This is a genomic window from Escherichia sp. MOD1-EC7011, assembly GCF_002965005.1.
Lineage (GTDB): Bacteria > Pseudomonadota > Gammaproteobacteria > Enterobacterales > Enterobacteriaceae > Escherichia > Escherichia ruysiae.
Window position 1 is genome coordinate 12,474 of record NZ_PTRD01000069.1, and the last position, 18,552, is coordinate 31,025.

Here is an 18,552-nt window from a genome sequence, read left to right on the forward strand (position 1 = left end):
GGGAAATTACTTTGCCCCTTCGCCAGCCGCTTTTTCGTTTTCTTCATCAATCACTTCCATAGCGAAGGTGAAGATCTGCTGGAGTTGCGGAACAGTCAGTTTTTCAAGAACTTCGTCAGGTACTGAAGGGATAACCTTACGAACCAGATCTGCATAAGCTGTCACTTGCTCAACAGGAGACATGTTCATGAGATCTTTGCCTTCCATCTGCTTGATGGAAACGAACAGACCTACCGTCATTTCAACAATGGGATATTCCTGACCGCCAAATTTGATGCTTTTCTTCGGAGGCAGAATGGAATCGAGATCGAGTAATTTGGTCATTGGTTAAAATCCTTTTAAAAGAGAGGCTCATCCTGAGCCTCTGCTTAATTACTGATTAATCTGCGGAGTTAATCGTTACTGACTTAGTAGCCTTCTTAGAACCGCTATTGCTGGTGAAGGAGATGTTTGCAGTACCCTGCGCCACACCGCGCACAAGACCCGTTTGATCTACCGTGGCCTTTTCCTGGTCTTCGGATTCCCAAACACCGGTTTTGTCTGCGGCATCAGCTGGAGTGATTTCGGCTGTCAGTTGCACAGTTTCTCCAGCTTTTACGGTTGGAGATTCCGGTGAGATCGACACAGTTTTTACCGGTTTAGGACCGCTCATTTTGCCCAGAACGCCTTCATCATCCGGGTATGCGCTGAACTGAACAGAGAACACACGAACATCATCAGACTGGTAGGTCATAGTGAAGTTGCCCGCGGTTGCCGCTTTCGGGATGGTCAACACATAGTCGGTGGTGTCCTGCGGAGTCAGAACCAGCTCCTTCGCCACATCAATCAGGTTAACGCCCTGTGCAGATGTGATCGTGACAGAGTTGTCATCTTCGCTCAGAGTAGAACCAGGCATCAGGTCAACCATGTTTTGGAGTACAGACTCAGCCAGAGGCGCGGTGATGGTAATGTTGCGCCCCTGAACTAATTCGGAAATTACGGTCTGCCCCAACTGATCGACGGTGACTTTCAGCGTTTCAGTGGCTACTTCAACCTGAACACCACCTTTGGTGTAACCCAAATCCACACCACCAAACGACACCTTACAGGCACCAAGTTTGATGTTTTTTACATGGGTATTAGACATTGATGGAAAACTCCTTTTTCCGTTAATTCTACGCATTCATTGCGCTAATGGTAAGTATATACTTACTAATTGAGTTAATTCAATAAATAGCCAGCAAATTCAACAGGAATGCCTGCTTCTATTAATGCCCCATCATTTTTGGGATAAATGATTGGCATCGCCATCGGTCGTACAAGTCGAAAATAAACACCACCAGATTCCGTTTCCTCTACTGGAAACATCTCAATGATTTTATTGGTTTTCTCAACCGTCGTAGTAATTGACGAACCACGCACAATGATTGTGAATGATTCGTGATAAAAGCCCTGTAGCTCATGATCGATGCTGATACCGGTATTTGGGTTAATAAGCAGGACGCCAGATTTCACATTGGCAGGCAAGTAGTGACAGAAAATGTCAGTCCCGACCGTGCCAATCTTTGCCTTCTGCATCAAACTTGCAAACGCTTCAATAAACACATTAACCTCTCGTAAATCCGGCTTTTCTGGCAGCCTCAAGAATCGCTTCTGAGAACTGCTTCTCGCTAATTTCCACCGCTCTTTCCAGAAAGTGTGGCCCAACACGGGGTTTAACACCGGCAATGGGTGGGTTTGTCACGTTCTTCATTCGAGAAAGATAACCGAGTCGGTATTTACCCAGCTCCATGTACTTAGCATAGTCACCTACTTCTACGCCCGGATGCCCCTGACGTGGTTTTGCTCCAGACACAGAAAGCTCAATACGCAGCCCTGAATAACCTTCTTTAATCACCCTGGCAAAGATGGCTGTCTCCAGAGATCCGGTTTCCAGCGGGGCCATTGCACGGCTGAGACGCTCAACCAAACGCGCCAGCTTTTCCATGTCCCGGATAAGATATCGCTTAAATGCTTTCTGGCTGTTGTTGAGTCGATTCCCCGCACGTTTGAACTGATGCGCATCGTATTTCAGACCCATATATTCGCCCCTACTTCAAGATGCCCAGGTCTTCCTCGTAGCCCCCAGCGGCGATGAACACTGGACACCTTTAATTTTTGACCTTCAAGGATCAGCACATCATCAAGTTGTACAGCCGCTTCTAAAGGGACAACTAACACAGCATCAAACAGCTCCAGACTCGCCTTACCACGACTACCAGAGCTATCAGCACGAACTGACGATTTCTCATTACTCTGTTCGAACTTAACCACGCCGACATTCGTCTTCCTGACGAATTGTAATTGCGCCTCACCGTAAACGTTCTTTGCGCCAAAGCGGTAGATCGCAATTTCTGTTTGCCATGAAATATTCATGCTCTCTCCCTGTTGTTGTCGGTCGCTCTCATTACTGGCCAAAAACCCTTTAGACCAAAAGTAAATAATGCGACTGGCGTTACGCACGGCGAACAATCATACGGTTGTTGATGTAACTGACCAGCAAGCGCCAGGTACTGCGAGCCACATGCACGTTTGCAGCTTTACCGGTACGGTACATGTTGGTTGTTTCACCGATTGACTCTGACAAAATGCCATCCTCTCGTGCTGCGGCAACATCATTGCCATTTGCGATCTCACACGCTTCGTTGACAACGGCAAGCATCAACGCTTCTTTGAAGTAGTCAGGGAACTCTTCAAACTTCTCCTGCGTCATCTTTTCCCAATCGACTAAATCATGCCGGTACGCTCCATCTGCTCCCCACGGAATGTCATACACATTCAGCATATTTTGAGGGCGATCGTATCGGTCAAAGTCGATACGTAGAATTTTGCGGATTGAGAACGGTAAAGTTTTAATTCGTCTGGTAGCCTCAATGAGACGCTTGCGCATTAAGCCTTCACCATCCGACAGCAAAGTGTCCCCATTCAGCATATCGATCGCCTGCATTTGAGCATCAGCGACAGTTGCAAACGACTGTTCTGGTATCGACAGTTCAAAACTATTCAGCAGAACATACATTTGCCGCTCTTCATGCGTCAGACCCGATGCAACAGCCTTCACAATGACGTACCGCAGATCTCGCTCTTTCTCAGAGAGCTGGTTATATTCAGCCGACACGACAACCGGAATCGACATTTGACCGCTGGTAATTTCTAGCGGCTCGCCATCAACGAGAATAGCCCCGGTGCTGTCCTTTACTGTGTAGGTAGCAGATTCGATATCCAGCACGTTGAAGGCAAATGAAAGAGAAACAGCTTCACCGCTACGATACGAGTCGATCTGCGCCATTACTCACCGCCTTGTGCTTTCAGGATGCCTTCAATCATCTCGACAATTCCTTTCGCTTTGACACCAACCTGATTACCAATAACTCGTAGACCGGCAATACCTTCGTTGTCTGCAATGGACTCCAGCTCTTCTCGTGTGAAAGCCTGGATCTGTTTGGCCGGTTCATCTGGTGTTCCACGTTTCATTGGCACAATGTCAGGCGCTGCTGGCTCGGTAATCAGGTCTGCTGTCAATTCACCACGATCACTGTATGCGGCAGACGGAGAGACATTTTTGCCCTCTACTGTTGACGCTCGCATTGAAGCACAAATCCTCTGCTGATCGATAAAAGGCAACTCCGCTACGGATACCCCGTTCTCGAACTGAACGCCACACAGCATTCCCGAATAACCGGAAAATTGCGGTTCTAATAAAACAATTTTTGCTGGTTTCATAACGCTTTCTCTCCTCTTGGGCGGCTTTCGCCGCCCAATATCGGTTATTCCTGTGCGGCAGTGACCTCTACGGTCGCTGTCGCTTTGTGGCTACCATCTTGGGTAGTAACCTCGATTGTGGCAGTGCCAGCCGCAACACCAGTTACAACACCGGTTTCGCTGTCCACCGTTGCAAACTCGGTATTTTTGGATTCCCAAGTAACGGTTTTATTTGTGGCTCCTGCCGGCTCGACATTTGCGGTCAGCCGAACAGTTTTGTTTGCCTCAACGGTTGTGCTATTTGGGTCGATTTCGACGCCTGTAACAGCCACAACAGGCGCAGTTACTTCCACCGTTGCAGTTGCCTTTTTGCTACCATCTTGGGAAACGATCTCAATCGTCGCAGTGCCAACTTCTACACCAGTTACGTTCCCGCTCTGGTCTACCGTTGCCTTATCTTCATTTTTGGAAGACCAGGTAACAGCCTTATTCGTCGCATTTGACGGCTGAACATTCGCTTTCAGACTGACTGATTTCCCTTTCTCAACAGACGTTGATTCTGGCGTTACCGTTACGGATTGAACGGCTACCGGATTTACGGTGACTTCCACTGAAGCGGAAAGCTGGGTTTCCTGATCAGTTGCAGTAATTTTTGCTTTGCCTGGGGCTACGCCAGTTACTAATCCAGTGCCGTTAACGGTTGCAATTTGATCATTGGCTGACTTCCAGGTGAATGAACTGGCACTCTTACCCATACTAATACCTGCACTAAGTTGAACAGTTTTCCCAACCAAAACTGATGGTGAAGCCGGAGTTATGTTTACGGATTGGGAGAAGGGAACCGCCTGCAAACAAGCAGATAGCTGACTTTGTTGCCGCTCGGTTAAAGGTTCATCGGAGATAGAATTGGTAAATCCGGCACGGCACATATGCCCCGTAAAATCCGAAAATGCCTCTTCCGTAATCTTCATCTTTTGTTCTGGCATTTCTCGCTCCTACAAAAAGGGTGGGCGTATAGCCCACCCTTTAACATAGATAACTACTTATCTACTACACTGATTAAATTTTTACATTGGTCAGTGCAGCGATAGCCTTATCGTGCTTATTCGCCAGAGAGCAGTACCACTTCACACGGGTACGTACTGCGTCTTTGTTCTGTACAGTACCAATGTTTTCAACAACGATACCTGCGTTGTCGCCGCCATACAGACCAGTAACGCCGTTCTCTTCTGACAGATGCAGGCAGTAGATGCTTGCTTTGCCAGAATCGGTCGGGATGAAGTCGTTGATGATGAACGGAACGCCGTTATGACACAGCATCGGACGACCGAAGTTCTCCATCATGATTTCAGACGGACCTACGTTTACTGTACGCAGCAGCGCACGATAAGCACGCAGGTGCTCTGAACGCATCATGATGCAGTCAGCACCAAGATCTTTCACCGCATCGACCAGTTCGTCGAACATAGAGAAAGTCATAGATGCACCGGCGATATCGATCTTCTGATCTGCGTGCATCAGGCGTGGAATGCCGTCAAACGCTTTGTTGTTGGAGCTGGAGTCACCCAAAATCAGGTTGCGGCGGAACGCACGAGCCAGACCTTTAACTTTCTGACGAACCTGAATAGCCAACTGGTTATTGGTGTCGGCCATAGTGGTTGCTAGGAATTTATCAACGTCTACGTCACCAGCCAGAATACGCAGTTTCGCAACGCATTCTTCGAAGGTTGCTGCACCTTCAGGGATGGTGTCGTTAACGTCGATGAAGGTAGCTTCACTCAGCGTTTTTTCACGGTTGTACAGATATGCCTTTGAATTAATTTTCATAAAAGGCAGGATGGCAAACAGGTCATCGCGATCGATGATAGTTTCGATCACACCCTGTTCAAGTTCGTTGTTAGACAGCTTTTCAGCTTCTTCACGCAGTAATGGCATCTATCAATTCCCTTTGATTTAGATGTTACTTAAGTCCAATTTTCCCCAGACCGGAGGCCAACTTATCCATAGTCGACTTGTTCTTCGGTTGGGATATTGTGTAGGTCGATTTGGAATGTGAGCCTACACCCTGCTTGGCTTCGCTACGCATCAATGCGTCAGCTTCCGGATCTGCCCGCACAATGCGTTCAATCGCGGATTCAAACGGCAACGGCTTACCTTCACCGTCAACCAGAACAGCTCGTTCTTTATGACCTGCCGGTTTGTCATAACCCACTACGCTACCGTCTTCACCCACTTCAAAATGAGAACCGTAGATCACGCGGGCTTTTGCCGGAGTCATCAGAACTTTGTCACGTAGGAAGAGAGAGTTACTGAAGGAAGCGCCCACGGTCATCTCGACTAATTGAGATTTCAGTGATGCGTTTTCACTTTCCAGTGCTGCATAACGTTCGTCACGCTGTGCCAGCTCTGCCTGGTGTGCTTCGATCATCTGTTTTTTAACAGCATCGAACTCACCACGACGCTCCAGTTCAGCTTGCTCCGCCTCACGACGTGCGTTTTCTGCGGCCTGTTCAGCTTCTAAAAGCTGGCGAGCACGAGCCGGATCGATATCACCGTACTGAGCAAGCTGATCGGCCAATGTGCGCTCTTTCTCTTTGCGCTTCATGTTCTCCTTCAGCAGTTCAGCACCAGCTTTCTTGGTTTTACGAAGTTCGGCCAGTAACTCTTCCTGAGTCATGCCAGCGTATTCGTCATCGCCCTTCGGCTGCTCTTTTTGTTCACCCTGTTTGTCAGGATCTTGTGTACTCTGCTCATTATCAGCAGCTACACCGCCAGCGCCTCCACGCTCATGCGCTTCAGCGACATCCATCAGACCACGACGGGCCAAAAGCATTTGCCACAGATTCATAAAAATTCCTTTTGTTACTTATCACTCGTTCTCTTGAGTAGATGAGTCCCCATTCCCTCGGGGTTGATCTTGCCCGCTTTCTTGGGCTGCACCACGATCATAAGTAAGTACTGACTTATTTTCAAGGGTATTTAGATCATTTTTTGGAGGAAAATTCAAGAGATCTTTATCAAATTCCTTTTTCATCGCCTCAGTAATGTTCGGGAAAATCTTCTCAATAAGCATTTCCATCTGGTGACGACGTACAGAGTCCGGTGCCTGAAGTAATGACAGTTTCTCGGCAACAGAAAATTCATCAGTAAGGCCACGAATATCGAAACTTTCTGGATACGCAATTAAAGAGTGGTCTTCGTCCAGATCTACCCCCATCCATTTCGCAACCAGTAGCATGATTTGGCGTTCAGCCCTTTCCAGACGCTCTGCTTTTGTGACAAGCAAGCTATTTACACGCTGGAAGTCATACATTTTTGCGGCACCAGATGAATTATCGATTCCCTGTGCGTTGTCCTGCTTCGTTCGCTCACCAGCTACACCAACTGAATGGTAGATTTCGTTAATCACCGTCTTAATCGTAGTGATGATCATCTGAGCTTGTTTCGGGTCTGGTGACAGATAAAACGGCTGGTTTCCACCTTCAGAATCGTAGGTGAAGACTCGCTTTGTGCCCATTTCAAGCACTTTAGTGTGGTTTTCATCACCAGGTAAAAGCGACTGTACCGGTATAGCCAACTGGCTAAATGTCTGATCCTGAATAATGGCATCAAGGTTTGACAGATAGTTTGCAACCGCACGATCAAGATAAGCGATATCATCGATCAACGATGGGCTGAAATACGGTGATTCACTTTCTCCAATACAATCAACAGGAAACACAGGAACTACGCCGAGATTATGCTCACCGCTATCCTCTAAAATAACTTTTGCCTGACGGCGACCTGCTCCACCAGCGCCCTTCTTCACTTCCTCACGGAACAGATACCACTCGTTTTGTGTCCACAGACGATAACGTTGGTATTCCTGACCTGTAGAAGTAAAAGGATCTGCGTCATCACGAGCGACTTCCACAATTAACGCCCACAACATATTCCCGTCGTCGTCCCATGCCACATCCAGCATTTGCTGAGGTGAAATCCAGTAGGCGTAGGCGCGAGCATCTTTCTTTTTCTCGTCAGCTACTGACTCAACATCACCACTCATCGTGCTATCGACAACAACCCATATGCGACCGTAAATAGACGACTGCAAATCAATAGCGGCCATAAATGAGTCAATAGAGGCATTCTGGCGAGTCGCACGTTTCCAGAAATTGCGGATCTGCTCTGGTGCCTCTTCGATATTTCTATGAATGTCTTCTTTAAAGAGATATTTGTTGATGAGGTTTACCACCTCACGAGTGTGGTTGAAGCGATAAGCACGTTCAACTCGCTCCTTAAACTCCTGATCTCCCTCTTTAAAGTAACGAAAGATATTGTCTGTAAACCAACCACGCCCGCCAGCGTAAGTGCTGGCGAGGAAGTCCCAATGTTCTTTTTTCTTTTCGTATTCCGGGTGGCGTCGCGCCACCAGATCCTTAATTTGTTTGTCGTTCAATTCCATTTGAATAACCTTAGATAATTACTTACCTACCGAGAACCACCAAGAATAACACGGTTTTTGACTGGATACCTACGATGTACTGGATAGCCCAATGCGTCTGCACTATGCTCAATGCCACCTGTCTTATCCATATCTCGTGTTCCAGGCTTGTAGATGACTTTTTCCAGTGAATCAATCAAATGCTTGCACTTCGGATCGATATACAGCCGGATATCTCCAGATGCGGACATCAGCATTCGGTTAACAGCATTAACACGATCCGCAATTGGCGGGTGCTTTTTCGAATAATCGACACGTAAGAATCCCTTCTCTTTGAATATGTCTACGTCAGACTCCCCACGAGCATGTTGGCGATAAGCACCTGCCGGATCTGGAAATACCGTTACCTGTGATTTCCAGCGCCAGAAGCGTCTCTCAAGCTCATCACAAACTTCTGCCGTGTTAGAGGAAAAGAGCACCAATTCATCAATTGCCCATAGCTCACCATTTGGCTGAGGTTGCAAAATTACTGAAGACATCGGGTCAATGTTGAAGTCCTGCCCTACCCATATAGGCAACCGAGGGTTGAACTGAAGCGGTTTTACATGCACGTTACGATCGAACGGGTAGTAAACGCGCCCGGACATGTTCTCAAAGCTGGCCAGGTACTCCTGAGCGAACGATTTGGGGTCCATATCGTTCTTAGCAGCTTCAATTTCCGCCGTAGGCACAAACGGAGAATCGGCAGTTACAAACTGCCAGCTCTTCCACTGTCCCTTTCTTTGCAGCTCTACGTTCTGGCCTATAGTCCACAGTTTGTGAAATTCCGAGAAGCCTTTTGGCGTACCAATGATCAGTGCACCGCCGCGTGTCGATGAAAGAGTAGGTCGTAACACCTTGTACCAGGTGTCAGCCTTCATATCCTGAAATTCATCAAGCACTACAAAATGCAACGCTACGCCGCGCAGAGTGTCAGGCTTATCAGCACCTTTGAGGGCGATCTCCGAACCGTTCTTCAACACGATTGTCATCGTGGTGTCGTTCTTTTTCCTAACCCACTTACGAGGCAGAACTTCCTGTAGATCGTCCCACAAAATCTGGCGAGCCATCTGGTAAGTAGGAGCGACATACCAGACCCTTTGCTTTTTTTCCTTTGCCGCCGCACGAATAATAGTGGAGATCGACAACCGGGATTTTCCCCAGCGTCGACCAGCACAAACAACTTTAAATCGATGCGGAGACTGGAAGACTTTCATCTGTCCAGAATGCAGTTGCACAAGACTGAGCGAGGACGGGATTGCCATTATTCGTCCTCCCCTTCACTTCCATCATCTGTCGCATCAAATTCGCTTAGAGCTTCTTCTTCCAACGTCTCAAGCAATTCGTCATCGATGATTTCAGGCTCGTCGTCTTCCTGACGTAATTTCGCCACCTGGGAAGGCGTAAGCTCACCAAATACCAGGTTCGGAATTTCTTCCTCGTCATTTTCCGCATGATCCATGCCCAATGCTTTGGACGAAACTTCAAAGCATTTTGCAAGGGTATTACTGGCTCTCTGTAAGCTCTTGAGAGAATCCTCAATCGCCCCTAAAGGCTTACCCTCACGTTTGGCCGTAGTGACTTCGACCATCACCATCTGCCCCAACGCATACGCCCAGCCGTCATAACGTGTACGACGTTCTTCTATCTTTTCCGCACGGGCTTTAGCGCGAAGCTCTGCGTCAGATTTAAGAGACTCACGAACCATCTTCCCAACAGAGTCCGCGCCTTTCTCTAATCCTCGCTTTTTGAAATGTCTGGAGAGTGTTTCACGACGAATGCCGTACTCTTCCTCCAGCTTTGAGAGTGTATATTCGCCTGACGTCCATTTGGCTTCAGCTTCGGCCCACTCCGCTGGTGTCAGGCGAGTTTTTACCTCGTCTTTTTCGACCGTCATAGATCCCTCTAAAACACACAGAGCGCGTCCATGCGCTCTAAAACAACTTGTTTACTGCATCTGCTAACCAACTTGTTTTCTGGGGTGTTTAATTAGGTCTGGCATGTCTTACGAAGCCTGCTTCCGTATATATTTAATAAGTTACTTATTATTTATATATACAGAAGCAGGTCTTTAAATAAGCTCCCAGACCGATTACATCACCAGTAACTTCGCTTTGGCTCGACCTAAAGTGGTTAACCCAAGAGTTCGGCGGTGATAGCGATTGTCACTGCGTTGGCGCGTATGCCCTTTCTCCACCAGCCCCTTTTTTATCAGAGCGCGAATTGAGAACTGGATACTTTGCTTGGTTGTCTTGTACGGCAAAACTTCAAGCAATTCGTCCAGGTCAAGTAGATGACCTCGCTCATAACCGAGATTGAGCGTTTTGATGATGTCCTTTTGTTTATCGGTTAACGTCATGGCAAATCCTTATGCCGGTAAAGCAATTTCTAACGGTTTATCCAAAGGTTGTTTGTCGAATGCCAGCAGTGGCAGCGTGTCAGGCAGTCGACGACCAAAGTCAGGGTTTCGATACACACCATACAACGGAGACGTAAAGCTCAGGTTGTGAATGTCCTTGAGCAGCTTCACAATGCTGGCCTCGTCCACCAGACTGTCGGCAATGTCCTGAATCGTCGTGCCACGATTCCGCCCAGCTTTTGCCAGGGAACTGTTCTTGTGGTAGTCCGCCACCAGATCACGCAGTGCACGGCGACGACGAGACTCGCTCATAGCGAACAACTCTTTGACGATCGCCTCGTTATCACCCGGGTCGGAGCGGAAATGGCGCTGGAACACACGCAGTGCACTTTCATAGCTCTTCGGTCGCTCAGGGCGGATGAACTTAAACCCTGCTTTCATGGCGAAGGGATTGTATTTGCTCATCGATGACTGGATCTCAATGATTGGCCGGTCATGCATCCTGCTAACCAGGTTAATCATTCGATAAGAGACGCCTACGCCACGGTACTGAGTATCCACAACTGAGCGGCTGATCACCGCAAAGTTGTTATTCACGTACCGGCCCCAGTACTGGTTAGCCACGGTGGTATTGGTGGTTGGTTTCAACTTAGGAAACATGCGATGGCGAGGTGCCAGCAGAAGTTTCGGGTAAGCCATAACCACGACGCCCACCAGACGATCATCCAGTTCGCAGCGATAGTATGTTGGCGCGAAAGGTTTGCCGTCTGTTTTGTAGTGAAGCGACTTAAGAGCGTGCCAGTCCTCTACAGTTCCCTTTGTGACAGTCATTCGCTCCAGAAAGTCCAGATGACGCGGAAACTCTTCAGGGCGGTAGCGTTTGATGATGATATCTGCCATGTCGATCACCTGCGCTCGATATTGGCATTGATGAAATCCAGGCGAAGAGACTCCATCGCCCCTACCATGACATACGGGCGCCCGCCGTTATGCCAGCAATCAAGAACACTGCCGTCGTTGTTGATCATCAACAGCGCCAGGCTCTGGCTTTTTCCTTCTCTGGCGTGCTGAAGTGCTTCTTCCAGCAGGCGGATGACTTCCACGTTGTTGTTATCAGTCTCTTTCGATGGCTTCAGCTCTACGATCTTCAAATCAGGCATATTCCACCTTCACGCGTTCTTTGTAGTGCTTGGTGATCTGCATATCCGGGCGCAGCGCGTTCTTCAGGTCTTCGTGAGTCGTCGCCACCATTACCGTCGCACCAACCTTTCGAGCGGCACGCTGGAGGTTAGACGCCACAACCTGAGCGGTTACACGGTCTAGAACAGCGCCGAACTCGTCAGCAGCCCATACTTTAGCGCCTGACTCAATCAGTTTGGCAATCTTGAGACGATATTTCTGGCCGTCTGACATTTCAGAAGGCTTGCGAACAAACAGATATGCATCGTTCAGACCAGCCATAGATAACAACCCAAGCGCATCACTGGTCGTTTTGCCCAACTGATCGATGACGTTAACCTCATTATCGAAGGTAAAATCATCGATGGAGGCCACAGATAGCCCTTCATCCTTCATCTGGTGTTGCAGCTCGCGCAGCACAACGGATTTGCCGGAACCGGATTGGCCGGTAATGTACACCACATCGCCCTGCTTCACTTCCAGCTCCAGATTGTCGTAAAGCGTCCACTCTTTTTCGTCCAGGCCAAGCCCGAACGACTCAGCGATTTCCAACGTGCGCGTGGTTTTATTTACGCGTGTCTGAAACGATACGTTGATGATGTATTTGCTCATGCAGCCATCTCCCCGGAAGAGATCTTCTCCGCATATGCCACAAATGCGTCTACCCCGCTTTCTCCCGTCATTTCTTCCATGTGGGCAAGCAAATCACCAACAACAATGGCAGAGCCAGCAGGGAGCGTTTTAAAGCCCAATACGTCGACAACACGTACTTCTTCCGCTGCAACTTCACGACTGATCTCGGTGTGTTCATCCTTCTGTCGTTTAGTTTCTTCGCCAAGATCGATAACTAGCGAGTCGGTGTCCATTTCTTCTGTCATACTGCCAACGAGAACATTCAACTCACGCTCTTCAAAGCCGAAAACCTCGATATCGTCCAGAACAAGCGACTCAAGCTCTTTCTGTAGCTTAATTGCATCGTAATCAATGCTGGCAAGTCGGTTATCTTCAAGGCGCTTCGCACGAACCTCGTCATCACTGAGATCATCGCGAACAATAACCGGTACGCGCTCAAGTCCAGCAAAAATTGCAGCCTCACGGCGGCCGTGGCCAGTAATAATTACGTCGTTCTTATCGACCGTAATTGGCTGGTCAAATCCGCGCTTTTTAATGGCTGCGGCTAGATCTCGGATCTGCTGTTCATCATGCTTTTTGGCATTCATCTCATAGGGAATAAGATCTGCCGGGTCGCGATATACGATTTCAAACTTTTTGGTCATTACATACGCTCCTTGTAGTAGTCGACCAGCCACACCAGAGCCTCACCAGCGTTCTCCATTTCATTACCGGTGTTAATAGCCTGCTCTTTGATGATGTTTTTTATGGTTTCTGCAACACGATCTGACGCATCGAAAGTTACTTTGAAGCGCATGGTCTGATGTTCCGCACCCACACGTTCGGTTTTCTCTCGTTTGTCGGTATCGACAGGCTCATCACTACCACGAGACAAAGCCTCCAGTGCTTCAAGGTCGATTGCCGCCTCTTTTGCTAAAACCATCGAGATTTCGTCGTCATACGGGGCGATTTCAGACAGTTGATAGTCAAGTTCTGACTGAATTTCTTCAATGAAGCGTTGCAATGCGATTTGGTCGTCTTCACCGTATCGCTCGTTGTCCACCAGTGACATCTGTTTAGCTACGACATCGCTAATTTTGCCCACAGAAAGCACCGGAACCGTTGAAATTCCTTGCTCAATAGCAGCACGCCAGCGATGTTCGCCGCCGAGGATTTCAAAAAATCCATCTTCAAGTTCACGAGCCAAAATTGGCTTAAAAAAGCCCAATTTTTCGATAGAACCTTTCAGTTTTTCAAAATTCTGCGCACCAACCGAATTGGTGTTCCAGGTATTCGGGCGAAGGTTGGCAACATCAACCTGCAAAATCGTGATTTTTACATCCATTTTATTGCTACAATCCATTAAGTAATCACTTACTTATTATAATAGCCAAATAACATACAAAAGGCACTAAGGAAAGAGGTTTATGACTGTTCGGATTGTATCTAACGCAGTAAATGCACTTATTTCTGGCGCAGATGACAAGGTAAAGCAACTGGTGCAACAGATGTTGAGCTACGAAGTCGAGACTGGCGACTGGAAGGGCACAAGCACGATGTTCAACTGGAGTAAAAACTCGTTCCCTGCTGGCTTTGCCAAGCCTGTAGCGGCGAACTTGAACAAGGCGGGCATCAAATGTGTTCATATCCGCAAAGACAAAGCTCCGGCGCTTGGAAAGCCAAATCCGGCGGTCAACCCATTCCCATACAATCCTGATTATGCATATCAGGATCAGACTGTGGAAACACTGGTTCGAGAGGGAATGATGATTGCGCAGATCGCTACTGGTGGCGGGAAATCTAATGTTGCCTGCAAAGCAGCTGCACGTATCGGTCGAATGACATTATTTTTAACAACCCGCTCTGTTCTGATGTTTCAGATGGCCGAAAACTTCCAGAGATCCATCGACTACCGCGCCGAAAATGGCGAACCGTGGTTAAAAGACCAAAAGGTTGGAGTCATTGGCTCGGGTGAGTTCCAGGTATCACGACATATCAACGTCGCTACAGTTCAAACTCTGGCAAGTTTCCTTGAAGAACCACCACGCGATGCAACTCCAGATAAGAAGAGCTACCACCTCAAACGTCGGGACTTGGTGAAACGCTTCCTTTCAAGTGTCTCTCTTCTTATTCTGGAAGAGGCGCATGAGTCTTCAGGCTCTAATTTCTATGACATTGCCAGATTATGTGCGAACGCAGACTATCGCCTGGCGCTTACGGCAACGCCGTTCATGAAGGATTCTACGGAAGCCAACATGCGTCTGATGGCAGTGGCCGGGCGAATTGAAATAAAAGTCACGGAAAAGTACCTGATTGATAGAGGCATTCTGGCAAAGCCATACTTCCTTTATCATAAAGTTGCCTACAAGCCGGACGAGGCCAGAATCAAGGCAGAACTTGCCAACAAACACCTCAATTTTAGAGTAGGTATGAGCACTGCCTACCAAAAGGCTTATCAGTTGGGGATCGTGTATAATTTGGGACGTAATGAGGCCATTGTTCGCGAAGCATTGCTCTATAAGCAACATTCTCTCAATTGTATGACTCTGGTTCGTCTTAAACGCCACGGGCAAATCCTGATGGAAATGATGAAAGAGTCCGGCCTTAGAGTTGACTTCATTTATGGGGAATCGAACCAGTCGACAAGGCAAGCAAAGCTGAACAGTTTAGCGTCTGGCGACATAGATGTTTTAATAGGCTCGACTATTCTGGATGTCGGTGTTGATGTGCCAAGCGTTGGTGCGGTCATTCTTGCTGGTGGTGGGAAAGCAGAAGTTGAAATGAGACAACGTGTCGGTCGTGGCTTACGAGCCAAGAAGAATCAGGCAAACGTGTGTTTTATCACTGATTTCATTGACATTAGCAACAAATACCTGTTGTCTCACTCTTATGAGCGAAAACACATCATCGACACCACACCTGGCTTTGCAGAAGGTGTATTGCCTGTTGATGGCGCATTCGATTTTGGAGTTCTGAAACGAGATTAGTTATGAGCGAAAAGAAAACAACTTATTGCCAAGTGGCATTGTCTGATAAGGCCAATGAAAAACTTGGAAAATTTCAAATAAAACTCAAAGAGAAAAAAATCAAGATGTCTAAGGCTGAAGTTATCAATGCCATTCTGGAGACGATGACTATGGCTGAATTTGACAAAGTCACATCTGCCGTTGGGGTTTCCGCTAAGACGCGTGAGAAAATCATGCGCATCTATGAGAACTCCAATATGACAAAAAAAGATCTAGAGGAAATACTGAGCAGGTTGCCGTAACATTTCATATTTACCCCCTATCAACTAATTCTATGATGTGCTCACTTGTTAGAAAGGAGCACATCATGAGTTGGTTAAAAGAATTATCATTTGTTGACACCACTGGCGCTAAGAAAAATCATTCTTTCTGGAAAGTCAGCGATCCTTCTGATTTTCTTGTTGGTGCTAATGCTGCGTTTGAATTGCTTAACTTTTATCAACGTTATCCTGAAATGAAACACAGTCCACTCCTGTACAGAATAACAAACGATATGAATAGGTCTGGTTTATTATCAAGTGAGTCAGCGAAAGGCTTTTTTAGCAAAATTACGCCACACATATCATTCGATGCAGCAAACGAAATTGATTATCTATCCACGAAACCTCAAGAACAATTATCTGTACCACCTGAGAAAAAAGAAAGACGAATTGCCAGCATTGAAAATATATCGAAAGAGCTTCGCACAACAACGTTGAGGCTGCTGAACTTTCTTACGCTACTTAATTGGATAGATGATCAAACATTGATTCCATCAACCGATGCGTTGGATAACAGAGTCCTTCGTCTAAACAAAAAATCGCAATTTGGTTTTGTGTTCACCAAAAAAGGTGAAGATTTAATCAAAAGAAAATATAGATTATTGAATGATTAATAGTCTACATGCAGGTGTATGAGAGCACCTGCATGTGACATTCATCACATTTTTTGAAGTACACACCTCCGGCTGAAAAAATTTCTTGATTGGCTGAACGATATTTGTAGGCTTTTCAATTGATAACTAAGGTCGGATACTGTAGATGAGTATTTCTATAAACAAAATAATTAACTCTTTACGACATAAAATATCACATGGAAAAGATGTTCTTTTTAAAGACAAATATTATCTATTCAACTTAGTGCCGTACAAATGTACAAAATTTTATATCACTCGGGACTGTAAATATTCAGTTTCAATCACAAAAGACATGAAGAAAATCTCTTCAGAAGAGTACTTCATATCACATATTTATATCTACCCATTTAAATTAGAACCATTAAATATAATTCTTCCAACAATAAAAGGGGTTGAACTTGAAGGTTATACTTTAAGCTCTAACTTTAATGATATGGGTGTACAAAAACCAGGGTCAAGGTCATACTACGCCTACAAAGTAAAATGCAATAACTACAACGCACTTAACATGCTAATCAGCAAACTTGAAACGGAGATAGTCAAAGGAAATCTAAATGATGATCATGAAAAATTAGAACAAATAGAAAAACTTAGAAAGTGTGATGTTAAATAATTGGATTATCATGATATGAAAATGAAACTTTCGTTACTCCTTGCTTGTATATGCCTCCCGGCGTTTTCCGCCAACGCATTATCAGATTTCGTCTCTGACATGCAAAAAACGTACAGCATGTATACTTCTGAAGACGTACTAAAATACAAATCACGAGGTCTGATTCAACCAGTCTGGTATAGATTCTCAGATAACGCAGAAGAAACAATACTTCATGCAGGAAAAGAAAGATTACGGTTGCAAATTAACGGGACCGCAGTACCAGAAAACGCTAATGTAAGCTCTAACGAGGCCATGAAGCCATCTGGAATTGTTTTAGAAATTCAAGACGGTACACTCTATTGTGATGAAATGGCTACAACGGGTTGCCAAGTGAACATCAGAGTTGGCAATGAAGAACCTATTGTCACTTATGCTAAGACTGAAGGGAATACCAGTGGGAAGGTATTGTTTATTGATGAAAACACAACAAAACGTATCGTTCGCGACATCAAGAAAACAACGAACTCTAAATCCGTCGATAAAAAAATCTATGTTGAAGTCCCCTTCTTGGTCGTTGGTAACAAAGAATTTAAATTTGGATTGCTGAAAACACCTCTAAGAGTATCAGAATGAGAACATTGGACATCACCTACGGCATACCGGCTGAAGTATGGCCGCGAAACTACGAACATGCTGAACGCACCTTGCTCTTCTGGCGGAGTGCTCAATTTCCTGTAAGAGTCACTCTCGAAGACGGCCAAGTGTTTTGCATGTATGTCTACGGGCTGTTGAGCGCAAGAAATAAGCTGAACCTCACACCAGATCCGTTTAGCAACACAAATCGTGTAAGGCTCCCTCTTGAGCGCATTAGCACAATTGAGTCAGGCATAGAAGAGGTTGACACTTCATTCACAGGTCGACTAACACTGAACAATGAACAGATGGTTAATCAGCCATCACGCCGTGACTTTTTTGCGATATGTCGCAAGGCTTATCAAAACGACCAATCTATAAGGGTCTACATGGCAGACGGTCGTGAAATAGAAGGGGTATCAAGAGGCGTTGATGCTTGCCAGGTCACTCTTAAGTTAGAAGACGGCAGAAAAATACTTGTTTTCTTCGATTGGGTTGAACGAATTTTACCTTTTTGAGTTATGAAATCGATACTATTGACATCTTTATTTTTAGTTTACTCAATTTCGGCCAATGCAAAGGATGATATCGCAATTATTCAGTCGCTGATGAATGACGTATGCTCAACGTCTCAGAATGTACCAGTTTGCATGTTTAAACTTTCAGCAGCTGTAAAACTAGGGATAAACATTGGTAAGACCGCTCAACTATGTGAACAAGTGGAAAATTATGAACCATGTGAATCGAACAACTCTTCTGTGCAGTTCGTTGATGCGTTATTTGACACCAATCGTAAGGCTGTAGAGTCAGTCCGATAAATGTATAAGGGTAATAACCGGCTAAGTCCGGTTATTTTTTTAAATGCCATTTATTAAATACACCTCCAATTCTACCCCGTATAAATATATAAGGTTATAAGCCGCAATTAATTATTTATTTAGGGAACACCTTCGACGATCTCGATTTTATTTCTAGGACTTCCGTCCCTGCAAAAAATTTAAAAAAAAACATGCAATCTTTTTTTGCGTATCGATAATTTAACGAATAAGAAACGAGAGTAAAAATTTTCTT

At 46.1% G+C, this 18,552-nt stretch carries 25 protein-coding genes; 6 read left to right on the forward strand and 19 right to left on the reverse strand.

Translation table 11 applies throughout. The features are described from left to right. Positions 1–6: 6 nt before the first annotated feature. The 19 genes from A7098_RS23210 to A7098_RS23300 all read right to left on the reverse strand — a co-directional run bounded on the left by A7098_RS23210 (position 7) and on the right by A7098_RS23300 (position 13,695). Positions 7–324, reverse strand: coding sequence for a hypothetical protein (locus A7098_RS23210; RefSeq protein ID WP_000163861.1), 318 nt, complete (start codon positions 322–324; stop codon positions 7–9). 55 nt (positions 325–379) lie between these two features. After that, positions 380–1,126 (reverse strand): Ig-like domain-containing protein, encoded by a 747-nt coding sequence (locus tag A7098_RS23215; protein ID WP_024219535.1) that lies wholly within the window; start codon positions 1,124–1,126, stop codon positions 380–382. 74 nt (positions 1,127–1,200) lie between these two features. Then, positions 1,201–1,584 carry a minor capsid protein gene (locus A7098_RS23220; RefSeq protein ID WP_072674432.1) on the reverse strand — a complete coding sequence of 128 codons (384 nt, stop codon included), beginning with the start codon at positions 1,582–1,584 and terminating at the stop codon, positions 1,201–1,203. Position 1,585: 1 nt separating this feature from the next. Continuing rightward, positions 1,586–2,059: a hypothetical protein gene (locus tag A7098_RS23225; RefSeq protein ID WP_000523628.1), complete on the reverse strand. Its 474-nt coding sequence runs from the start codon at positions 2,057–2,059 to the stop codon at positions 1,586–1,588. Next, positions 2,050–2,394: a hypothetical protein gene (locus A7098_RS23230; protein ID WP_001027663.1), complete on the reverse strand. Its 345-nt coding sequence runs from the start codon at positions 2,392–2,394 to the stop codon at positions 2,050–2,052. Before A7098_RS23230 ends, A7098_RS23225 begins: the two co-directional genes overlap by 10 nt. Positions 2,395–2,473: 79 nt before the next feature. After that, on the reverse strand, positions 2,474–3,307 hold the full coding sequence (locus A7098_RS23235; RefSeq protein ID WP_000057118.1) for a hypothetical protein: 834 nt from the start codon (positions 3,305–3,307) through the stop codon (positions 2,474–2,476). Then, complete coding sequence (locus A7098_RS23240; RefSeq protein ID WP_000801185.1) at positions 3,307–3,741, reverse strand: hypothetical protein; 435 nt, start codon at positions 3,739–3,741, stop codon at positions 3,307–3,309. Before A7098_RS23240 ends, A7098_RS23235 begins: the two co-directional genes overlap by 1 nt. A gap of 44 nt (positions 3,742–3,785) precedes the next feature. Next, positions 3,786–4,706 (reverse strand): Ig domain-containing protein, encoded by a 921-nt coding sequence (locus A7098_RS23245; protein ID WP_105281494.1) that lies wholly within the window; start codon positions 4,704–4,706, stop codon positions 3,786–3,788. A gap of 73 nt (positions 4,707–4,779) precedes the next feature. Next, a complete protein-coding gene (locus tag A7098_RS23250; RefSeq protein ID WP_001130339.1) occupies positions 4,780–5,655 on the reverse strand; it encodes a major capsid protein in 876 nt (291 codons plus the stop codon). Positions 5,656–5,680: 25 nt separating this feature from the next. After that, entirely contained in the window at positions 5,681–6,568 is an 888-nt protein-coding gene (locus tag A7098_RS23255) for a DUF6651 domain-containing protein (RefSeq protein ID WP_001055285.1), read from the reverse strand. Between the two features lie 21 nt (positions 6,569–6,589). Continuing rightward, positions 6,590–8,164, reverse strand: a complete 1,575-nt coding sequence (locus tag A7098_RS23260) for a phage portal protein (RefSeq protein WP_001717193.1) — start codon at positions 8,162–8,164, stop codon at positions 6,590–6,592. 26 nt (positions 8,165–8,190) lie between these two features. Further along, positions 8,191–9,447: a phage terminase large subunit gene (locus A7098_RS23265; RefSeq protein WP_001007300.1), complete on the reverse strand. Its 1,257-nt coding sequence runs from the start codon at positions 9,445–9,447 to the stop codon at positions 8,191–8,193. Further along, positions 9,447–10,079 (reverse strand): hypothetical protein, encoded by a 633-nt coding sequence (locus A7098_RS23270; RefSeq protein ID WP_000215413.1) that lies wholly within the window; start codon positions 10,077–10,079, stop codon positions 9,447–9,449. Before A7098_RS23270 ends, A7098_RS23265 begins: the two co-directional genes overlap by 1 nt. A gap of 195 nt (positions 10,080–10,274) precedes the next feature. Then, a complete protein-coding gene (locus A7098_RS23275) occupies positions 10,275–10,541 on the reverse strand; it encodes a hypothetical protein (protein WP_000176292.1) in 267 nt (88 codons plus the stop codon). A gap of 9 nt (positions 10,542–10,550) precedes the next feature. Next, positions 10,551–11,441 (reverse strand): hypothetical protein, encoded by an 891-nt coding sequence (locus A7098_RS23280; RefSeq protein ID WP_000763393.1) that lies wholly within the window; start codon positions 11,439–11,441, stop codon positions 10,551–10,553. 5 nt (positions 11,442–11,446) lie between these two features. Then, on the reverse strand, positions 11,447–11,701 hold the full coding sequence (locus tag A7098_RS23285; protein ID WP_001113022.1) for a hypothetical protein: 255 nt from the start codon (positions 11,699–11,701) through the stop codon (positions 11,447–11,449). Next, positions 11,694–12,332, reverse strand: coding sequence for an ATP-binding cassette domain-containing protein (locus A7098_RS23290; protein ID WP_000049674.1), 639 nt, complete (start codon positions 12,330–12,332; stop codon positions 11,694–11,696). The genes A7098_RS23285 and A7098_RS23290 overlap by 8 nt, the downstream gene beginning before the upstream one ends. Beyond that, complete coding sequence (locus A7098_RS23295; RefSeq protein WP_000161986.1) at positions 12,329–12,997, reverse strand: ParB/Srx family N-terminal domain-containing protein; 669 nt, start codon at positions 12,995–12,997, stop codon at positions 12,329–12,331. Before A7098_RS23295 ends, A7098_RS23290 begins: the two co-directional genes overlap by 4 nt. Then, complete coding sequence (locus A7098_RS23300) at positions 12,997–13,695, reverse strand: ParB N-terminal domain-containing protein (RefSeq protein ID WP_024170896.1); 699 nt, start codon at positions 13,693–13,695, stop codon at positions 12,997–12,999. The genes A7098_RS23295 and A7098_RS23300 overlap by 1 nt, the downstream gene beginning before the upstream one ends. 64 nt (positions 13,696–13,759) lie before the next feature. On the opposite strand from A7098_RS23300, the gene A7098_RS23305 reads away from it, so the two are divergent. The 6 genes from A7098_RS23305 to A7098_RS23330 all read left to right on the forward strand — a co-directional run bounded on the left by A7098_RS23305 (position 13,760) and on the right by A7098_RS23330 (position 17,999). Continuing rightward, a complete protein-coding gene (locus tag A7098_RS23305) occupies positions 13,760–15,319 on the forward strand; it encodes a DEAD/DEAH box helicase (RefSeq protein ID WP_049076836.1) in 1,560 nt (519 codons plus the stop codon). Positions 15,320–15,321: 2 nt separating this feature from the next. Next, positions 15,322–15,600 (forward strand): hypothetical protein, encoded by a 279-nt coding sequence (locus tag A7098_RS23310; protein WP_001291061.1) that lies wholly within the window; start codon positions 15,322–15,324, stop codon positions 15,598–15,600. 65 nt (positions 15,601–15,665) lie between these two features. Further along, positions 15,666–16,232 carry a hypothetical protein gene (locus tag A7098_RS23315; protein ID WP_000118608.1) on the forward strand — a complete coding sequence of 189 codons (567 nt, stop codon included), beginning with the start codon at positions 15,666–15,668 and terminating at the stop codon, positions 16,230–16,232. A gap of 313 nt (positions 16,233–16,545) precedes the next feature. Next, on the forward strand, positions 16,546–16,866 hold the full coding sequence (locus A7098_RS23320) for a hypothetical protein (RefSeq protein WP_227311769.1): 321 nt from the start codon (positions 16,546–16,548) through the stop codon (positions 16,864–16,866). 21 nt (positions 16,867–16,887) lie between these two features. Beyond that, a complete protein-coding gene (locus A7098_RS23325; protein WP_252344348.1) occupies positions 16,888–17,481 on the forward strand; it encodes a hypothetical protein in 594 nt (197 codons plus the stop codon). Then, positions 17,478–17,999, forward strand: coding sequence for a transcriptional regulator (locus tag A7098_RS23330; RefSeq protein WP_072674420.1), 522 nt, complete (start codon positions 17,478–17,480; stop codon positions 17,997–17,999). The genes A7098_RS23325 and A7098_RS23330 overlap by 4 nt, the downstream gene beginning before the upstream one ends. Positions 18,000–18,552: the final 553 nt, after the last annotated feature.